Annotated in this window: 16 protein-coding genes; 6 read left to right on the plus strand and 10 right to left on the minus strand. The window is 71.5% G+C overall.

Annotated elements, in window-relative coordinates:
- Positions 1-5 precede the first annotated feature (5 nt).
- On the minus strand, positions 6-1,022 hold the full coding sequence (locus tag QQZ14_RS16970; RefSeq protein ID WP_284535561.1) for a zinc-dependent alcohol dehydrogenase family protein: 1,017 nt from the start codon (positions 1,020-1,022) through the stop codon (positions 6-8).
- 112 nt (positions 1,023-1,134) lie between these two features.
- On the opposite strand from QQZ14_RS16970, the gene QQZ14_RS16975 reads away from it, so the two are divergent.
- A complete protein-coding gene (locus QQZ14_RS16975) occupies positions 1,135-2,661 on the plus strand; it encodes a helix-turn-helix domain-containing protein (RefSeq protein WP_284535562.1) in 1,527 nt (508 codons plus the stop codon).
- 167 nt (positions 2,662-2,828) lie between these two features.
- Here QQZ14_RS16975 and QQZ14_RS16980 read toward each other — a convergent pair whose 3' ends face one another.
- The gene (locus QQZ14_RS16980) at positions 2,829-3,101 is read right to left on the minus strand and encodes a TFIIB-type zinc ribbon-containing protein (RefSeq protein WP_284535563.1); all 273 of its coding nucleotides are present in this window, start codon (positions 3,099-3,101) and stop codon (positions 2,829-2,831) included.
- Between the two features lie 47 nt (positions 3,102-3,148).
- On the opposite strand from QQZ14_RS16980, the gene QQZ14_RS16985 reads away from it, so the two are divergent.
- The 3 genes from QQZ14_RS16985 to QQZ14_RS16995 all read left to right on the plus strand — a co-directional run bounded on the left by QQZ14_RS16985 (position 3,149) and on the right by QQZ14_RS16995 (position 6,032).
- Complete coding sequence (locus QQZ14_RS16985) at positions 3,149-3,964, plus strand: glycerophosphodiester phosphodiesterase (RefSeq protein WP_446740499.1); 816 nt, start codon at positions 3,149-3,151, stop codon at positions 3,962-3,964.
- On the plus strand, positions 3,961-5,337 hold the full coding sequence (locus tag QQZ14_RS16990) for an MFS transporter (protein WP_284535564.1): 1,377 nt from the start codon (positions 3,961-3,963) through the stop codon (positions 5,335-5,337). Before QQZ14_RS16985 ends, QQZ14_RS16990 begins: the two co-directional genes overlap by 4 nt.
- Positions 5,338-5,645: 308 nt before the next feature.
- Positions 5,646-6,032, plus strand: a complete 387-nt coding sequence (locus QQZ14_RS16995) for an RNA polymerase-binding protein RbpA (RefSeq protein ID WP_284535565.1) — start codon at positions 5,646-5,648, stop codon at positions 6,030-6,032.
- Positions 6,033-6,050: 18 nt separating this feature from the next.
- Here QQZ14_RS16995 and QQZ14_RS17000 read toward each other — a convergent pair whose 3' ends face one another.
- The 7 genes from QQZ14_RS17000 to kdd form a co-directional block, all read right to left on the minus strand.
- On the minus strand, positions 6,051-6,506 hold the full coding sequence (locus QQZ14_RS17000; protein ID WP_284535567.1) for an FxsA family protein: 456 nt from the start codon (positions 6,504-6,506) through the stop codon (positions 6,051-6,053).
- Positions 6,503-7,270, minus strand: coding sequence for a polyprenol monophosphomannose synthase (locus QQZ14_RS17005; protein ID WP_284535568.1), 768 nt, complete (start codon positions 7,268-7,270; stop codon positions 6,503-6,505). Before QQZ14_RS17005 ends, QQZ14_RS17000 begins: the two co-directional genes overlap by 4 nt.
- A gap of 4 nt (positions 7,271-7,274) precedes the next feature.
- The gene (gene lnt, locus QQZ14_RS17010; RefSeq protein WP_284535569.1) at positions 7,275-8,852 is read right to left on the minus strand and encodes an apolipoprotein N-acyltransferase; all 1,578 of its coding nucleotides are present in this window, start codon (positions 8,850-8,852) and stop codon (positions 7,275-7,277) included.
- A 465-nt stretch (positions 8,853-9,317) separates the two neighbouring features.
- Entirely contained in the window at positions 9,318-9,719 is a 402-nt protein-coding gene (gene kal, locus QQZ14_RS17015; protein ID WP_446740500.1) for a 3-aminobutyryl-CoA ammonia lyase, read from the minus strand.
- Entirely contained in the window at positions 9,716-10,468 is a 753-nt protein-coding gene (kamE, locus tag QQZ14_RS17020; protein ID WP_284535784.1) for a lysine 5,6-aminomutase subunit beta, read from the minus strand. The genes kal and kamE overlap by 4 nt, the downstream gene beginning before the upstream one ends.
- Positions 10,469-10,470: 2 nt before the next feature.
- Positions 10,471-12,075, minus strand: a complete 1,605-nt coding sequence (gene kamD / locus QQZ14_RS17025) for a lysine 5,6-aminomutase subunit alpha (RefSeq protein WP_284535571.1) — start codon at positions 12,073-12,075, stop codon at positions 10,471-10,473.
- Positions 12,072-13,133 (minus strand): L-erythro-3,5-diaminohexanoate dehydrogenase, encoded by a 1,062-nt coding sequence (kdd, locus tag QQZ14_RS17030; RefSeq protein WP_284535572.1) that lies wholly within the window; start codon positions 13,131-13,133, stop codon positions 12,072-12,074. Before kdd ends, kamD begins: the two co-directional genes overlap by 4 nt.
- A 170-nt stretch (positions 13,134-13,303) precedes the next feature.
- Between kdd and QQZ14_RS17035 the strand changes: the two genes are divergently transcribed.
- Both QQZ14_RS17035 and QQZ14_RS17040 read left to right on the plus strand, forming a co-directional pair.
- Positions 13,304-14,701: a KamA family radical SAM protein gene (locus QQZ14_RS17035; protein ID WP_284535573.1), complete on the plus strand. Its 1,398-nt coding sequence runs from the start codon at positions 13,304-13,306 to the stop codon at positions 14,699-14,701.
- Positions 14,702-14,758: 57 nt separating this feature from the next.
- Positions 14,759-15,610 (plus strand): phosphotransferase family protein, encoded by an 852-nt coding sequence (locus QQZ14_RS17040; protein WP_284535574.1) that lies wholly within the window; start codon positions 14,759-14,761, stop codon positions 15,608-15,610.
- On the opposite strand, the gene QQZ14_RS17045 is transcribed toward QQZ14_RS17040, so the two are convergent.
- A complete protein-coding gene (locus tag QQZ14_RS17045; RefSeq protein WP_284535576.1) occupies positions 15,603-16,055 on the minus strand; it encodes an Lrp/AsnC family transcriptional regulator in 453 nt (150 codons plus the stop codon). The two genes, QQZ14_RS17040 and QQZ14_RS17045, sit on opposite strands and share 8 nt — an antisense overlap.
- Positions 16,056-16,093 lie beyond the last annotated feature (38 nt).

A 16,093-nucleotide genomic window follows, 5' to 3' on the forward strand; every position in this document is an offset into this window, starting at 1 on the left:
GAGCCTCAGGGCTCGATCAGCACCTTGATCGCCCGGCGCTCGTCCATCGCCCGGTAGCCCTCGGCGACCTCGTCGAGGGGCAGCCTGCTGTCGAAGACGAGGCCCGGTTCGATCCGTCCACTCAGCACCAGGTCGAGCAGCTCGGGCACGTAGCGCCGCGTCGGCGCCATGCCGCCCGCGAGGCCGACGTTGCGTTGGAACATCCGGCGCACCGGGAGCTCCACCCCGTGCGGCACGCCGACGAACCCGACCATCGAGCCCGGGCGCGCGATCGCGAAGGCCGACCGCATCGCGTCGTCGGTGCCGACGCACTCGAGCACAGCGTCGGCCCCCACTCCCTCGGTGATCTCGAGGACCGCGGCCGTGCCGTCCTTGCCGCGCTCGGCGACGACGTGGGTCGCACCGAACCGGCGGGCCAGCTCCTGGCGCGGCTCGTGGCGCGACATCGCGACGATGGTCTCGGCGCCCATGACGGACGCCGCCAGCACGCCGCACAGCCCGACCGCGCCGTCGCCGACCACGACCGCCGTACCGCCCTGGCGGACGCCGGCCGACACCGCCGCGTGCCAGCCGGTCGGCATCACGTCGGAGAGCGTGAGCAGCGAGGGCAGCAGCGCCGCGTCGGGCATGCCGTCGGTCTTGACCAGGCTGCCGTCGGCCTGGGTGACCCGGGTGAGCTCGGCCTGGCCGCTCTCGGTGAAGCCGAGGTTGGTGCAGGCCGACTGCGCACCGGCGAGGCAGTGCGGGCAGGTGTTGTCGCAGTGGTCGAAGGGGACGATCACGAAGTCGCCGGGCCGGAACGAGCGGACGTCGGCGCCGACCTCCTCGACTACCCCGACGCACTCGTGGCCGATGGTGTCGCCGGGCGTGATGTCGTTCTCGCCGCGGTAGGGCCACAGGTCGGAGCCGCAGATGCATCCGGCGACCACGCGGACGATCGCGTCGGTCGGTGCGGAGATGGTCGGGTCGGGGACCTCGGAGACGCGGATGTCGCGGGGGCCGTGGATCGTGGTGGCACGCATGAGAGCATCTTCTCAGCACCCCTCGCCGCCCCTCGGTCCCGGCTCCCCGGCCGCCGACACCCCGGCGGCGGGGGTTTGTTGTCTTATCTCATATATGAGTTACCGTGGCGGTATGAGTGAGGGATACAAGAACCGCATCGGGAACCTCATCCGGGACGCGCGCAAGCACCGGGGCCTGACCCAGCACCAGCTCGCGGACCTTCTCGGGACCAGCCAGAGTGCGATCAACCGGATCGAGAAGGGTCACCAGAACCTCTCGCTGGAGATGCTCGCCCGCATCGGCGCCGCCCTGGACTCCGAGATCGTCGCGCTGGGCGCCGGACCCACGCACCTGCGCGTGAGCGGCCCGACCACGCTGTCGGGTGAGATCGAGGTCAAGACCTCTAAGAACGCCGGGGTCGCGCTGCTGTGCGCCACCCTGCTCAACCGCGGCCGCACGACGCTGCGCAAGGTCGCCCGGATCGAGGAGGTCAACCGCCTCCTCGAGGTGCTGACCAGCATGGGCGTGCAGTGCCGCTGGCTCAACGACGACAACGACCTCGAGATCGTGCCCCCCAAGGAGCTCGACCTCGAGCACATCGACGCCGACTCCGCCCGGCGCACCCGCTCGATCATCATGTTCCTGGGCCCGCTCCTGCACCGCACCGACGTGTTCGAGCTGCCGTACGCCGGCGGCTGCGACCTCGGCACCCGCACGGTCGAGCCGCACATGGCTGCGCTGCGGCCCTTCGGCCTCGAGGTCAAGGCCACCGACGGCAGCTACCACGCCGCGGTCAACCGGGCCATCGAGCCGCACCGCCCGATCGTGCTCACCGAGCGCGGCGACACCGTCACCGAGAACGCCCTGATGGCCGCCGCCCTGCACCCGGGCACCACGGTGATCCGCAACGCCTCGTCCAACTACATGGTCCAGGACCTCTGCTTCTACCTCGAGCGGCTCGGCGTCCGCATCGACGGCATCGGCACCACCACGCTCTCGGTCACCGGCCTGGCGAACATCGACGTCGACGTCGACTACGCGCCGAGCGAGGACCCGATCGAGGCGATGTCGCTGCTCGCGGCCGCGATCGTCACGAAGTCCTCGATCACGATCCGCCGGGTGCCGATCGAGTTCCTCGAGATCGAGCTCGCGCTGCTCGAGGAGATGGGCTTCCTCTACGAGCGCTCCGAGGAGTACGTCGCGCTCAACGGGCACACCCGGCTGGTCGACATCACCACCAAGCCGTCGAGCCTGCACGCGCCGCTGGACAAGATCCACCCGATGCCGTTCCCGGGGCTCAACATCGACAACCTGCCGTTCTTCGCGGTGATCGCCGCCGTCGCCGAGGGCCAGACGCTGCTGCACGACTGGGTCTACGAGAACCGCGCGATCTACCTCACCGACCTCAACAAGCTCGGTGCCAAGGTCAAGCTGCTCGACCCCCACCGGGTGATGATCGAGGGGCCCACGAGCTTCACCGGCACCGAGCTGGTCTGCCCGCCTGCGCTACGCCCGGCCGTGGTGATCCTGCTGGCGATGCTCGCCTCGAAGGGCACCTCGGTGCTGCGCTCGACGTACGTCATCCACCGCGGCTACGAGGACCTGGCCGAGCGGCTCAACCAGCTCGGCGCCACGATCGAGACGTTCCGCGACATATAGGAGCCGTCAAGGCGCTTCGCTGGTCGAGTAGCGAGCGCCAGCGAGCGTATCGAGACCGCTGCACGTACTCGACCTGGTCTCGATACGCCCGTCGCGGCCTCGTTCCTCGGCCGCGGGGCTACTCGACCTGGTGCCTGATTCCGGGCCTTCGCGAGCTCAGGCCCGGGTCACTCGAAGAGGGTCTCCACCCAGGCACGCGGGCTGGGCTTGCCGACCGGCGGGGCGGTCATGTCGGCGGTGATCCGCGGCATCGGGGCGGTGTGCTGACCGGCGTGCCGGTGCCAGTCGCCCTCGGCCTCGATCAGCGCGCCGAGGTCGGCGCGGGCGAGGAAGACGCCGTGGCCGTCCGGGCACTGGCTGATCTCGCCCTCGCCCAGCGACGAGCTCAGGGTGCGGGTGACCATCTCGGTGCCACAGCGAGGACAGGTCAAGGTCTCCATGCCCCGACGCTACCGCCCGCCCGGGTGGCCCGGGCGGAGCCCCTGCCGTGAATACTGCACCCGTGGTCATGCCGCGCACCGGGTTCGCCTTCCTCGACGATCCGGGCCCCGTCCTCGCCTTCGCCCACCGCGGCGGCGCCTACCACCCGGAGATCGAGGGCCTGGAGAACACCCTGGCGGCGTTCCGCCATGCGGTGGAGCTCGGCTACGACTACCTCGAGACCGACGCGCACGTGACCCGCGACGGCGTGCTGCTGGCCTTCCACGACACCGTCCTGGACCGGGTGACGGACCGGCGCGGTGAGATCGGGGCGCTCACCCACGCCGAGGTCCGTCGTGCGCTGGTCAACGGGCGGGAGTCGGTGCCGACGCTGGCCGAGCTGTTCGACGCGTTCCCGCACGCCCGGTTCAACATCGACCTCAAGTCGGACGGGGCGGTGCCGGCACTGGCGGAGTTCATCGCGGCGCGCGAGGCCTGGGACCGGGTGCTCGTGGGCTCGTTCTCGCGGCGCCGCACCGGGCAGTTCCGGGCCCTGACCGGTGGTCGGGTCCCGACGTCGGCCACCCCGGCGGAGATCGTGCTGTTCCGCTTCCTGCCCAGCGGCCGGCTGGCCGCCCTGCTCAGCCGCGGCCGGTTCGCCGCGTTCCAGGTCCCCCACCGCCACGGCCGGATCAGGATCGTCACCCCCGGGTTCGTACGCCGGGCCCACGCCGCAGGTCGGCACGTCCACGTGTGGACGATCGACGAGGCGGACGAGATGCGGGAGCTGCTCGACCGGGGCGTCGACGGGCTGTTCACCGACCGCACCGACATACTCAAGGCCGTCCTGACCGAGCGGGCACAGTGGCGGGAGGCGACATGACGGCGAGCGGGATCGCGGACCTCGGACCGCTGCGGCGCGCCCGGGAGCAGAAGGCGTGGTACTGGTACGACTGGGCCAACAGCGCCTACGTCACCACGACCGCCGCGGTGCTGTTCGCGCCGTACCTCACCTCGGTCGCCGAGAAGGCCGCCTGCGGACGCGCGACCGACGACGACGCGGGCTACAAGTGCACTACCGACCTGCACGTGCTCGGGCTGGACGTCTCGGCGGGCTCACTGGTCTTCTACATCGTCACGGCCGCGACCATCCTCTCGGCGTTCGTGCTGCCGGTGGTCGGCGCGATCGCCGACCGCAGCAGCCGCAAGCCGCGCCTGCTCGGCGGGTTCGCCTGGTCGGGCAGCGCGATGGCGATGGCGATGTTCCTCGTGGCGGGCTCCAACTGGCAGCTGGGGGCCGTGCTGCTGCTCCTGGCGACCCTCTTCCTCGGCGCGAGCCTGGTCGTGTACGACGCGCTGCTGGTCGAGGTCGCCGACCCGGACGAACGCGACCGGGTGTCCTCGCGCGGCTGGGCGCTGGGCTACCTCGGCGGCGGGCTGCTGCTCGCGCTCAACTTCGGCCTGCTGACCGCGCTGAGCGACCACACCGAGCTCGCGGTGCGGATCAGCCTCCTCAGCGCGGGCGTGTGGTGGGCGGCGTTCACGATCATCCCGGTGCGCGGCATCCGGTCGCGGCCGCCCGTGAACGTGGTGGCGGAGCCGGGCGGGCTGCTCCAGGCGAGCTTCGGCCAGCTCTGGCGGACGCTGAAGGACCTGCGCCGCTACCCCGTCACCCTGACGTTCCTGGTCGCCTACCTGTTCTACAACGACGGCATCCAGACCGTGATCTACGCGGCGTCGGTGTACGGCGAGAAGCAGCTCGGGTTCGAGAAGAGCACGGTCCTGCTGGCCTTCCTCGTCGTCCAGTTCGTCGGCATCCTCGGGGCGCTGTGGTTCGGCCGGGTGGCCCAGGGGCGCGGCGCCTACCACGTGATCCTCGGTGGGCTCTTCGTGTGGCTGCTGGTCGTCGTGGCCGGCTGGCTCACCCCCGACGAGAACCTCCCGCTGTTCCTGCTGCTCGCGATCGGGATCGGGATCGTGCTGGGCGGCACCCAGGCGCTGTCGCGGTCCTTCTACAGTCAGCTGATCCCCCGCGGGCGGGAGGCGGAGTACTTCTCGCTCTACCAGGCCTGCGAGCGCGGCACGAGCTGGGTGGGGACGCTGATCTTCGGCCTGGTCCACCAGTGGACCGACTCCTACCGGCCCGCGCTGCTCGCGCTGGTGGTGCTGTTCGTGCTCGGGATCGGGTTCCTGCTGCGGGTCGACCCGCGCCGGGGCATCGCGGAGGCCGGCAACGCCCTCCCCCGGGTCGTCTGAGGGCGCAGCGCGCCCGGTGCGGCGCGCCTGAGGGTTTCGGCGGTCAGCAGCCGGAACCCGCACGACACGCCGGGGACGTACGGCGTGTCGTGCGGCTTTCGGCTGCCAGCAGCCGAACCCCCGGCGTGACAAGCGGGTGTGAGCCCGGCCACGACGACGATTCCTGGAATCATCACCCCCCCGGTACCGTTGAACGGGTTGAGACGTCGTCCGGCTGGGTACATGAAATCCCGGAGTCCGGTGTCACGAACAGCGGAGTTCGTCCGTCTCGGTCAACACACGGGGGACAAGAATTCGGGAGGTGGCTCATGGCGGAGCGCACGCTGCGCGGAGCGCGGCTGGGGGGCCAGAGTTTCGAGGATGAGCGCGGCATCGAGTTCGCGGCTCGTCAGCAGGTCGGGTACCGGTGCCCCCAGGGGCACGAGTTCGAGATCACGATGTCGGTCGAGGCCGACGTCCCGGCGGTGTGGGAGTGCCCGCGCTGCGGTGGCGAGGGACTGAGCGTCTCCGGCATCCAGCCCGAGGTGAAGGCTGAGAAGCCGGCCCGCACCCACTGGGACATGCTGCTCGAGCGGCGCTCGGAGAAGGAGCTCGAGGACATCCTCAAGGAGCGGCTGCAGCTGCTCCGCGACGGAGAGATCGGCCCCGCTCACCTGCACCGCGTCAACCAGAAGAAGCGCAAGGCGACCGCGTAGGCCTCGGCCGACGCGTCGCTACTCGTCGATCACCTCGCCCCGGACGACCGGGCCCTCGGGTCCGCGTCCGGGGCGAGTCACGTCCAGGAGCACCCGGCGCGAGACGAGCGTCGCCAGGAGGCGCCGGAAGACCGGCCGGGTCGGGGGCAGCACCAGCAGCAGGCCGAACCCGTCGGTGACGAACCCGGGGGTCAGCATCAGGGTGCCACCGACCAGGATCAGAGCGCCGTCCGCGAGCTCGCGGGCGGGCATCCGTCCGGTCCCGAGCGCGTCGCGCAACGCCCGCCAAGCGCGGGTGCCCTCGCGCCGCACCAGCCAGGCACCCACCACGCTGTCGGCCACCAGCAGCAGGATCGTCCAGCCGGCACCGATGACCTGCCCGACCTGGACGATCACGTAGATCTCGAGCAGCGGCAGCAGCACGAACGAGAGGACCAGCGCCAGCGCGACCGGCCGGCGGCGCCGGCGGCTCACGGCCGGCTCCGCCCGAGTGCTCGGCGTACCTGTGCCGTCCGCTGGCGCACCCCCCAGGCGGTGATCCGCTTGAGTGACTCGGTGGCGACCGCGCCGCTCATCTTGGAGTCGCCGCGCACCCGCTCGACGAACTCGATCGGCACCTCGCGCACGGTCAGGCCGGCGGTGAGAGCGCGGGCGACCATGTCGGTCTGGAAGACGTAGCCGGTGGACTCGACCGACTCGAGGTCGATCTTCTCGAGCGTCGCGCGCCGGAACAGCCGGAAGCCGGCGGTCGCATCGCGCACCGGCACGCCGAGGAGCAGCCGGACGTAGAGGTTGCCGCCGCGGGAGAGCAGCTCGCGGCGCAGCGGCCAGTTCACGACCGAGCCGCCGGGGACCCAACGCGAGCCGATCACCAGGTCGGCACCGGCGAGCGCGTGGAGCAGCCGGTCGAGCTGCTCGGGCTGGTGGGAGCCGTCGGCGTCCATCTCGCCGATCACGTCGTAGCCGGCGTCGAGCGCGACCCGGAAGCCGTGCAGGTACGCCGCGCCCAGACCGGCCTTCGCGGTGCGGTGCACGACCGAGACCGCGGGGTCGGCCGCTGCCAGCTCGTCGGCGATCGCGCCGGTGCCGTCGGGCGAGCCGTCGTCGACGACCAGCACGTCGACGTCCGGCTGGGCGGCGCGGAGGCGGCCCACGATCCAGGCGAGGTTGCTCGCCTCGTTGTACGTCGGGATCACCACCACGACGCGTCCGAGGCCCTCGACGCTGCGCTCACCCATCGGGTCACTCACCTGCGGTACGCCCTCCACTCGCGGCCGGGGCCGCGACCGGGTGGTCGGAGCCTGCCGGGCCGTCCTCGGCTGCTTGCCGGTTCCTCTTCCGACGATACGTGAGCCGGCCTGACCCCAAGGTGACCAAGAGACCAACGGCGGTGAGCGCGATGCAGAACCGGCCGGTCCAGGCCCCCAGCCGCACCGCCGGCGTGACGCTGTCCACGAGCCCGACCCGCTCGACCAGCACCCGCTGGGTGCGGGGCGCGGCGCTCGCGATCACCTCGCCGTCGGGGTCGATCACGCCGGAGACGCCGTTCGTGGAGGCCACCGCCAGCCACCGCCCGGTCTCGATCGCGCGCAGCCGGGTGATCGCGAACTGCTGGTCGATCTGGTCGGTGTGGATGAACGTCGCATTGCTGGTCTGCACGGTCAGCAGCTGAGCGCCATGGCTGACCTGGGCGTAGATGCCGTCGTCGTACGCCACGTCGAAGCAGATCGCGTCGGCGACCTCGGTCCCGGCCACCTGCAGCGGCGTCGAGCGGGTGCCGCTGAGCATGTCGCGCGGGATCTCCGCGAGCCGCCCGAACTGGCGGGTGAAGAACTCCCGCGCCGGGATGTACTCCCCGAACGGCACCGGGTGGCGCTTGGTGTAGCGGTCCCCCGCGCCCGTGACCGGGTCCCAGACGATGCCCTGGTTGAGCACGTGCTCCGGGCCGGCGTCGACGATCGCGCCGACCAGGATCGGCACCCCGATGGCGGCGCTGGCCGCCCGGATGCCGGCGTTGGTCTGGGCGTCGCGGAACGGGTCGATCGCGGTGGAGTTCTCCGGCCAGAGCACGAAGTCGGGGCGCTCCGCGGTGCCGGCCGCCACGTCGCGGGCGAGCTGGACGGTCACGTCCACCTGGTTCTGGGTGACCTGCCGGAAGTCGTAGAGGATGTCGTCGCCGTTGCCCGGCACGTCGCCCTGGACGGCCGCCACCGTGATCTCGCCGGTGGCGTCGGCCTGCCACGGCACCGCCACCGGCAGCGCGACCACGGCGAACAGCCCGACCAGCGCTCCGGCGGCAACCTTGCGCTCGCGGCTCTCTGCCACGGCCAACCAGGCGAGGAGCGTGCCACTGAGCGCGAGCAGGAGGCTGACGCCGACCGAGCCCACCCACGGGAGCGCGTTGGCGACCGGGGTGTCGACCACGGCGAAGGCGAGCCGTCCCCAGGGCATGCCGCTGAACGGCCAGCCGCTGCGCCAGACCTCGACCGCGACCCACGCGGCGGCCACCCACAGCGGCCACCAGCGGTGCCGGCAGAGCACCGCGGTGAGCGAGCCGAGCAGGCCGAGGAACACCGCCTCGACGCTCGCGAGAGCCAGCCACGCGTCGACGCCGACCGCACGCATCCAGAACAGCAGCACGTACTGGAAGCCGAGCCCGAACAGCAGGCCCGGCAGCCAGGCGATCCGGGCGCGCAGCCCCCGGACGGACAGCACGAACCCGGCGACGGCGAACGGGATGACCACGGGGGCCGCGACCGGCTCGAAGGCGAGGGACAGGACGACGCCCGACAGCAGCGCGAGGAGGAGGCGGGCGGGCACGAGACGAAAATACCGGTCCGGCGGGCGCCGGACCGGCTCAACCCACCTCTCGGCCTCGCCGGGAGCTCCACATCCTGCAGATCACGGAAGGGAGCCGCACCCTTCGGACCAGCACGACGCCGACTGGCTGCCGAGAGCGTGACTGTTGTCTAGGGGACACGGGTCCCTTCCGTATCCGTCCTCGCGGAGCGGACCGACCTCCGCGAACCAGGGTGGACGGATGGTTGGCGCTGCCATCCTCCGACCCGGCCACTCGGACGTCGGTTCGCCGGCCACGATCTGCATGGGCGGACGGCACACATTGGATCGGCGGGAGCGTGCCTGTCAAGCGTCCGATGACCTGCGAGAACGCGCGAATCCGCAGGTCACGGACCTGCCGCTGGCGAGGAAAATCTCGGCGATTTCGAAACGTGATCGGCGTGTCGCCGGCGACGCGCCGAGCGATGTGTCACCTGGCCCCGGGCGTCACGCCGGGACGACGACGGTCCCGGTGGCGGTCGTCGCGAGCAGCGGCTCGCTGAGCACCTCCGCGGCACCGGGCCGCTCCGGGTTCGCGGCACCGCGGGCCACCACGTGGACCGCGAGCTCGAGGACGCGCGAGCGGGTGCCCACCCGGACCAGGTCACAGGTGATCTCGAGGACGTCGCCGGCGCGCACGGGAGCGCGGAACTGCACGTCGGAGTACGACGCGAACAGCCCCTCGTCACCGTCGGTCCGGATGCACATCTCGGTCGCGACGTCGCCGAACAGCGCGAGGCTGTAGGCCCCGTCGACCAGGTTGCCGGCGTAGTGGGCGTGGGAGTAAGGCACGTAGCGACGGTGCACCACTCGGGTTCCGACCTCTGGGGTGTGACGTGGGCTGGTCATGCGGCGACTCCCTTCCGGGCGAGACGGTGGACGAGGAACGACGCGACCTCGGCGGGCGTGGTGCCGCGGACGAAGACCCGGTCGACGCCGAGCTCGTCGGCCATGGACTCGTCGAACCGCGGCCCTCCGACGACCAGCAGCGGGCGCCGGTCGGACGGGTAGGCCTCGCGGAACGCGGCCGCCATCTCGCGGGTGTTGAGGAGGTGGGCGTCGCGCTGGGTGACGACCTGCGACACGAGCACGGCGTCGGCGTTCTCGGCCCGGGCGCGCTCGACGAGCTGCGGCACCGACACCTGGGCGCCGAGGTTCACGACCTTGAGCTCGCGGTAGTACTCCAGGCCCTTCTCGCCCGCGAAGCCCTTGATGTTGAGGATCGCGTCGATGCCGACGGTGTGCGCGTCGGTGCCGATGCAGCCGCCGACGACGACCAGGCGGCGGCGCAGCGCCCGCTTGATCGCGGCGTTGGCCTCCTTGGGCGTCAGCAGGGGGTAGTCGCGCTCGACGACCTCGACCGTGCTGGTGTCGACGAGGTGGTGGACCCGGCCGTAGACCACGAAGAACGTGAAGTCGGGGCCCATCGGCTTGGCGTGCACGACGAGGGCGGGATCCATGCCCATCTTGTGCGCGAGCTGGGCCGCGGCCCCCTCGGCGAGCTTGAGGTTCTGCCCCTCGCCGTTGACCGGCAGGGTGAAGCTCAGCTGCACCATGCCGTCGCCGGTGGTGTCGCCGTACGGCCGGATGATTCCCATCGTCACCTCGGTTCCTGAGGAGGCGCGCCAGCGCCGTCTCGAAGGGCCTCGAGGATCTCCGAGGCCGGGTTGTAGTACGCCGCCGACTTGCGGGCGACGCCGTCGAGGCCCTTGCCTGCGTCCGCCGGCCGCTTCATCAGGCCGAAGGTGCCGTCCGCGATCGCGTTCAGCAGTGTGTCGTCGACGATCCGGTCGAGCAGGTCGATCGACTCGGCCAGCACCTGCCGGGCGCGCTGCACGATGAAGCCCTCCGGCTCGGGGCGGAAGTCCTGGTGCAGGTTGCCCGCGGCGTTCATGACGTAGCGGACGTTCTGCAGCGCGAGGTCGCGGTCGGAGATCCAGGGGGTCACCACCGCCTCGGTCATCATGCCGACCAGCAGGATGCCCTGGCCGGTCAGTGCCCCGGCGAGGTTGAAGAACCCGTCGAGGAGGTAGCCGCGGAACACGTCGCCGGTCATGTGCCGGGTCGGTGGCATCCACTTGAGCGGTGCCTTCGGGAACAGCTCGCGGGCCAGCAGCGCGTGAGCGAGCTCGAGCCGGAACGAGTCGGGCACGTCGGGGTCGATCTCGAACGCGTGCCCGAGGCCGAGCTGCCAGTCCTCGAGACCCGCCTCCTTGGCGAAGTACTCGTTGAGCAGCTGGCTCGTGGTGACCGTGTGGGCGGCCTCGATCGCGTCGGCGGTGGTGAGGTAGTTGTCCTCGCCGGTGTTGATGATGATGCCGGCCCGAGCGTGGACCTGACGGCTGAACCGCTGGTCGACGAACGTGCGCACCGGGTTGATGTCGCGGAACAGGATCCCGTACATCGAGTCGTTGAGCATCATGTCGAGGCGCTCCATGCCGGCGAGCGCCGCGATCTCGGGCATGCACAGCCCGGAGGCGTAGTTGGTGAGGCGCACGTAGCGGCCCAGCTCCTTGCTGGACTCGTCGAGCGCCGCCCGCATCAGCCGGAAGTTCTCCTGGGTGGCGTAGGTGCCGGCGAAGCCCTCGCGGGTCGCGCCCTCGGGCACGAAGTCGAGCAGGCTCTGGCCGGTGGAGCGGATCACCGCGATCACGTCGGCGCCGGCCCGTGCGGCCGCCTGCGCCTGGGGGATGTCCTCGTAGATGTCACCGGTCGCGACGATCAGGTAGATCCACGGGGTGCGGGGCGCGTCGCCGTACCGCCGGATGAGCCGGTCGCGCTCGACCCGGCGCCGGTCGATGAGCCGGATGCCGCGCTGCACCTGGGCACGTGAGGCGCGCCGGGCCCGGTCGGCGTCCTTGCCCTCGGGCAGGCGGAAGCGCACCGAGCCGGCCGACGCCTTCTCCGCGAGCGTGGCGAGGTCGTCGGCCTCGCCGCGCAGGAGGGCGTCCCAGACCGGGAGGGCGACGCCGTGCTCGAGCCCGCCGTCCTCGTGGAGGTCGGCGCGCACCGAGTCGAGCAGCCGGTTGACCCACGGCGTGCCGTCGGGGTCGGCGCCCTCGAGGCCGGCGAGGCGGAGCGTCGCCCGCTCGACGGCGACGGTGGTGTGCCTCTTGGCCATCGTGACGATCGGGCGGCCGGCCTTGCGTGCCAGCGCGCGAGCCTGGCGGATGGTCGCCGGGTCGAGGTCGAGTTTGCCCCTCATCCGAGCCTCCTCTCGAACAGGTCGCGCACGCCGGGGGTCCCGCGGAGCAGCTCGAGAGCGTACGCCGCGTGGCCCGGTGCGTAGCCGTTGCCGACCAGCATCGTCACGTCCGCAGCGAGCCCCTCGGCGCCCAGGGCGGCAGCGGAGAAGGACGTCGCCATCGAGAAGAACACGACCGTGCCCTTGTCGGCGGTCGTGAGGATCGCGCCGCCCTCGCAGCCCGGGACGTCGACGCACACCACGGTGACGTCGGCCGGGCCACCGGCCTTGGTGACGGCGTCGCGGAGCGCGATCGGGTCGCGGGCGTCGGCGATCACGACCTCGTCGGCCAGGCCGGCGCCCCGGAGGAGCTCGGCCTCGGCCTGGTGCGGCACGACGCCGATGGTGCGCCGGGCGCCGGCCTGCCGGGCTGCGGCGAGGCTCAGCGATCCCGACTTGCCCGCCCCGCCGACCACGGCGACCACCGGGTCGGCGTAGGTCCCGACGACTCGCGCCGTCAGGGCCGGGGCGCCGCACACGTCCATCACCGAGAGGCTCAGCTCGGGGGCCAGGTCGTCGGGCAGCACCGCGGCGATCGAGCGGCCGAAGAGCACGGCGTACCCGTCACAGGGCACCTGCTCCCCCAGCCCGTCCCACCGGGCGAGCCCGTCCTCGATCACCAGCGGGGTCAGGGTCAGCGAGACCAGGGTGGCGACCCGGTCGCCGACGGCGAGTCCGAGCGGGGACTCGGGCCCGACCTCCTCGACGGTGCCGACGAGCATGCCGCCCGACCCGGTCACGGGGTTGTGCATCTTGCCGCGCCGGCCGACGATCTCGAGGACCTCGTCGCGGATCGCGGCCCCCGCGACCGTGCCGTCGACGGTGTGCTTGCGCTCGAGCTGGCGGTACGACGCGGCGTCGAGGTTGAGTCGCTCGACCCGCACCCGCACCTCGTCGGGCCACAGCTCGCGGCGGGTGTCGAGCCGCTCGGCGGCCTGCGGCAGCCGGGCAGCACCGCTCGGCAGCTCGTCCAGCACCCGGTGCAGACCGGTGGGATCACTGGCAAGGTGCGTCGGCACGGCTCGTCCTCCGATGAAATCATCATGTGACAGGAAAAGATGCGGCATGTCTTTGGACATACCGGATGATCTTCTCCTACTCTGGCAGATAGGTCGCGGCGCACACAACCGGCGCGCCGTCGGACCCGGACCACCCCCGTCACAGCACCGCGCCACCGAGGAGGACCCCCGTGAGCATCGAGACTTCTGTCGCCGCCCGGCTCGAGGGGAACGACGGCCAGCCCTACGCCTACCGGCGCACCGAGCTCGTCGAACCGGACTGGACCCGGTTCCCCGGATGGCGCGACGTCGTCCGCGAGGAGTGGGAGTCGGTGCAGTGGCAGCGCGCCCACTGCGTGAAGAACGTGAAGCAGCTGCGCGAGCTGTTCGGCGACCTGCTCGACGAGCGCTTCTACGCCGACCTCGAGCGCGACCAGGCCGAGCGGGCCACCATGTCCATGCTGGTGCCGCCGCAGATGATGAACACGATGGTCCCCGACGCGACCCCGGCCGGGCCGGGCTCGCTGACCGAGGCGTTCTACGCCGACCCGGTGCGGCACTACATGATCCCGGTGTTCTCCGACCGGCGTACCGACTGGCCCTCGCACCCGCACGCCACCCGGGACTCGCTGCACGAGCACGACATGTGGGTCGCCGAGGGGCTGACCCACCGCTACCCCACCAAGGTGCTCGCCGAGCTGCTGCCGACCTGCCCGCAGTACTGCGGCCACTGCACCCGGATGGACCTGGTCGGCAACTCGACGCCGACGATCGACAAGCTGAAGTTCGTCGCCAAGCCGAATGACCGGCTCGGCGACATGCTCGACTACCTGCGTCGTACGCCGCAGGTGCGCGACGTGGTCGTCTCCGGCGGCGACGTGGCGAACATGCCCTGGCCGCGCCTCGAGGACTTCCTGACCCGGCTGCTGGAGATCGAGAACATCCGAGACATCCGGCTCGCGACCAAGGCGCTGATCGGCCTCCCCCAGCACTGGCTGCAGGACGACGTGCGCGCCGGCATGGCCCGCGTCGCGGGCACCGCGCGCGCCCGTGGGGTGTCGATCGCGATCCACACCCACGCCAACCACGCCAACTCCGTCACTCCCCTGGTGGCTCGCGCCGCCGGCGCCATGCTCGAGGCCGGGGTGCGCGACGTACGCAACCAGGGCGTGCTCCTCAACGGCGTCAACGCCGACCCGCATGCCCTGCTCGACCTGTGCTTCCGGCTGCTCGACGGTGCGCAGGTCATGCCCTACTACTTCTACATGTGCGACATGATCCCGTTCTCGGAGCACTGGCGGGTCTCGGTCGCCGACGCGCAGCGGCTCCAACACCACATCATGGGCTACCTGCCCGGCTTCGCGACCCCGCGGATCGTGTGCGACGTGCCGTTCGTCGGCAAGCGCTGGGTGCACCAGGTCGCCGACTACGACACCGAGCGCGGCATCTCGTACTGGACGAAGAACTACCGCACGTCCATCGAGAACGCGGATCCCGAGGCGCTGACGCGGACCTACGAGTACTACGACCCGATCCACACCCTGCCGGCCGCCGGCCAGGCGTGGTGGGCCGAGCACGCCGACGACTGAGCGATCCCGATGGGGCGATCCCGACTGGGGCGATCACGGGCGCCTAGGCTCGGCGCTGTGCTGTCGGCGCAGACCCACTCGGTGTTCTTCTCCGAGACCGAGGTGAGGAAGCGGTACGTCAGCTGGCAGCGTGGCGAGCCGGACCGGGAGTGGGCCTGCCTGACCCTTCTCGCCCGCCACGCCCCAGGTGTCGCGCCGGTCCCGCTCCGCCGTGAGACCGATCCCGACGGCGCGCCGGTCGTCGTCATGAGCAGGCTGCCCGGGGACCCTCTCGGCGGAGCGCCGCTCACCCCCGCGCAGACCATGGCCCTGGGCCGAGCCCTCCGCAAGACCTACGACGTACCGCTCGGGGCCGCCCTCGGAGCCGGCATCGCCGAGCGCGTGCTCGGCCCGAGGACGCTGCCGGCGGTGGTCAGCGAGTGGCTCGGCGGCTGCGGCTCCCTCGAGCGGTGCCGAGACCCTCGCCTGGTGCGCCTCGGGGTGGACGCGGCGCTGTCCTGGCTCGCGGATCCAGCCGTCCTGCCCGAGCCGCGCCCCTCGGTCCTGGGCGTCTCCGACCGCAAGCCGGCCAACACCCTCTGGGACGGGCGGACCTGCCGCCTGGTCGACTTCGAGGACAGTGGTCTGAGCGACCCGGCGTACGAGCTCGCCGACCTCGTCGAGCACATCGCGGGGCGCCTCGGTGGGCTAGTCGAACCGGGTGCCCAGATCGATGCGGTGGGCCTCTCCTCGGAGCAGGAGGACCGGGTGCAGACCTACCGACCGCTGTGGGCCTGCTTCTGGCTCGCCATGCTCCTGCCGGGCAGCGGCGGCTTCCGGCGCAACCCGGCGGGCACCACCGAGCTCCAGGTCGAGCACCTGCTGGGCCTCATCGGGGAGGCCCATCCCCGGTGGGCTGCCGTCAGATGACCGAGCGGGCCTCGTAGGGCGTCGAGAGCACGATCGTGGTGCGGGTCGAGACGTTCGCGGCGGAGCGGATCCGGGCGAGCAGGTCCTCGAGGTCGGTCGGGGTGCCAACCCGCACCTTGAGGATGTAGGACTCGTCGCCCGCCACCGACCAGCACGACTCGATCTCCGGGATGCCGCGGACCCGCTCCGGGGAGTCGTCGGGCTGGGAGGGGTCGATCGGACGGATCGAGATGAACGCCGTGAGCGGCAGCCCCAGCTGCTCGTGGTCGATGGTCGCGCCGTAGCCCTGGATCAGACCGCGGCTCTCGAGCCGCTTGACCCGCTGGTGGACCGCCGAGGTCGAGAGGCCGGTCGCCTTGCCGAGGTCGGTGAAGGACATCCGCCCGTCGTTCGCGAGCAGCTCCAGGATCTTGCGGTCGGTGCTTTCGAGTTCGGACTGGCTCACGCGGTCAGCGTAGCGGCGCGTGGCAGGATGCGGGTCGT

The organism is Nocardioides sp. T2.26MG-1 (assembly GCF_950101795.1).
GTDB lineage: Bacteria > Actinomycetota > Actinomycetes > Propionibacteriales > Nocardioidaceae > Nocardioides.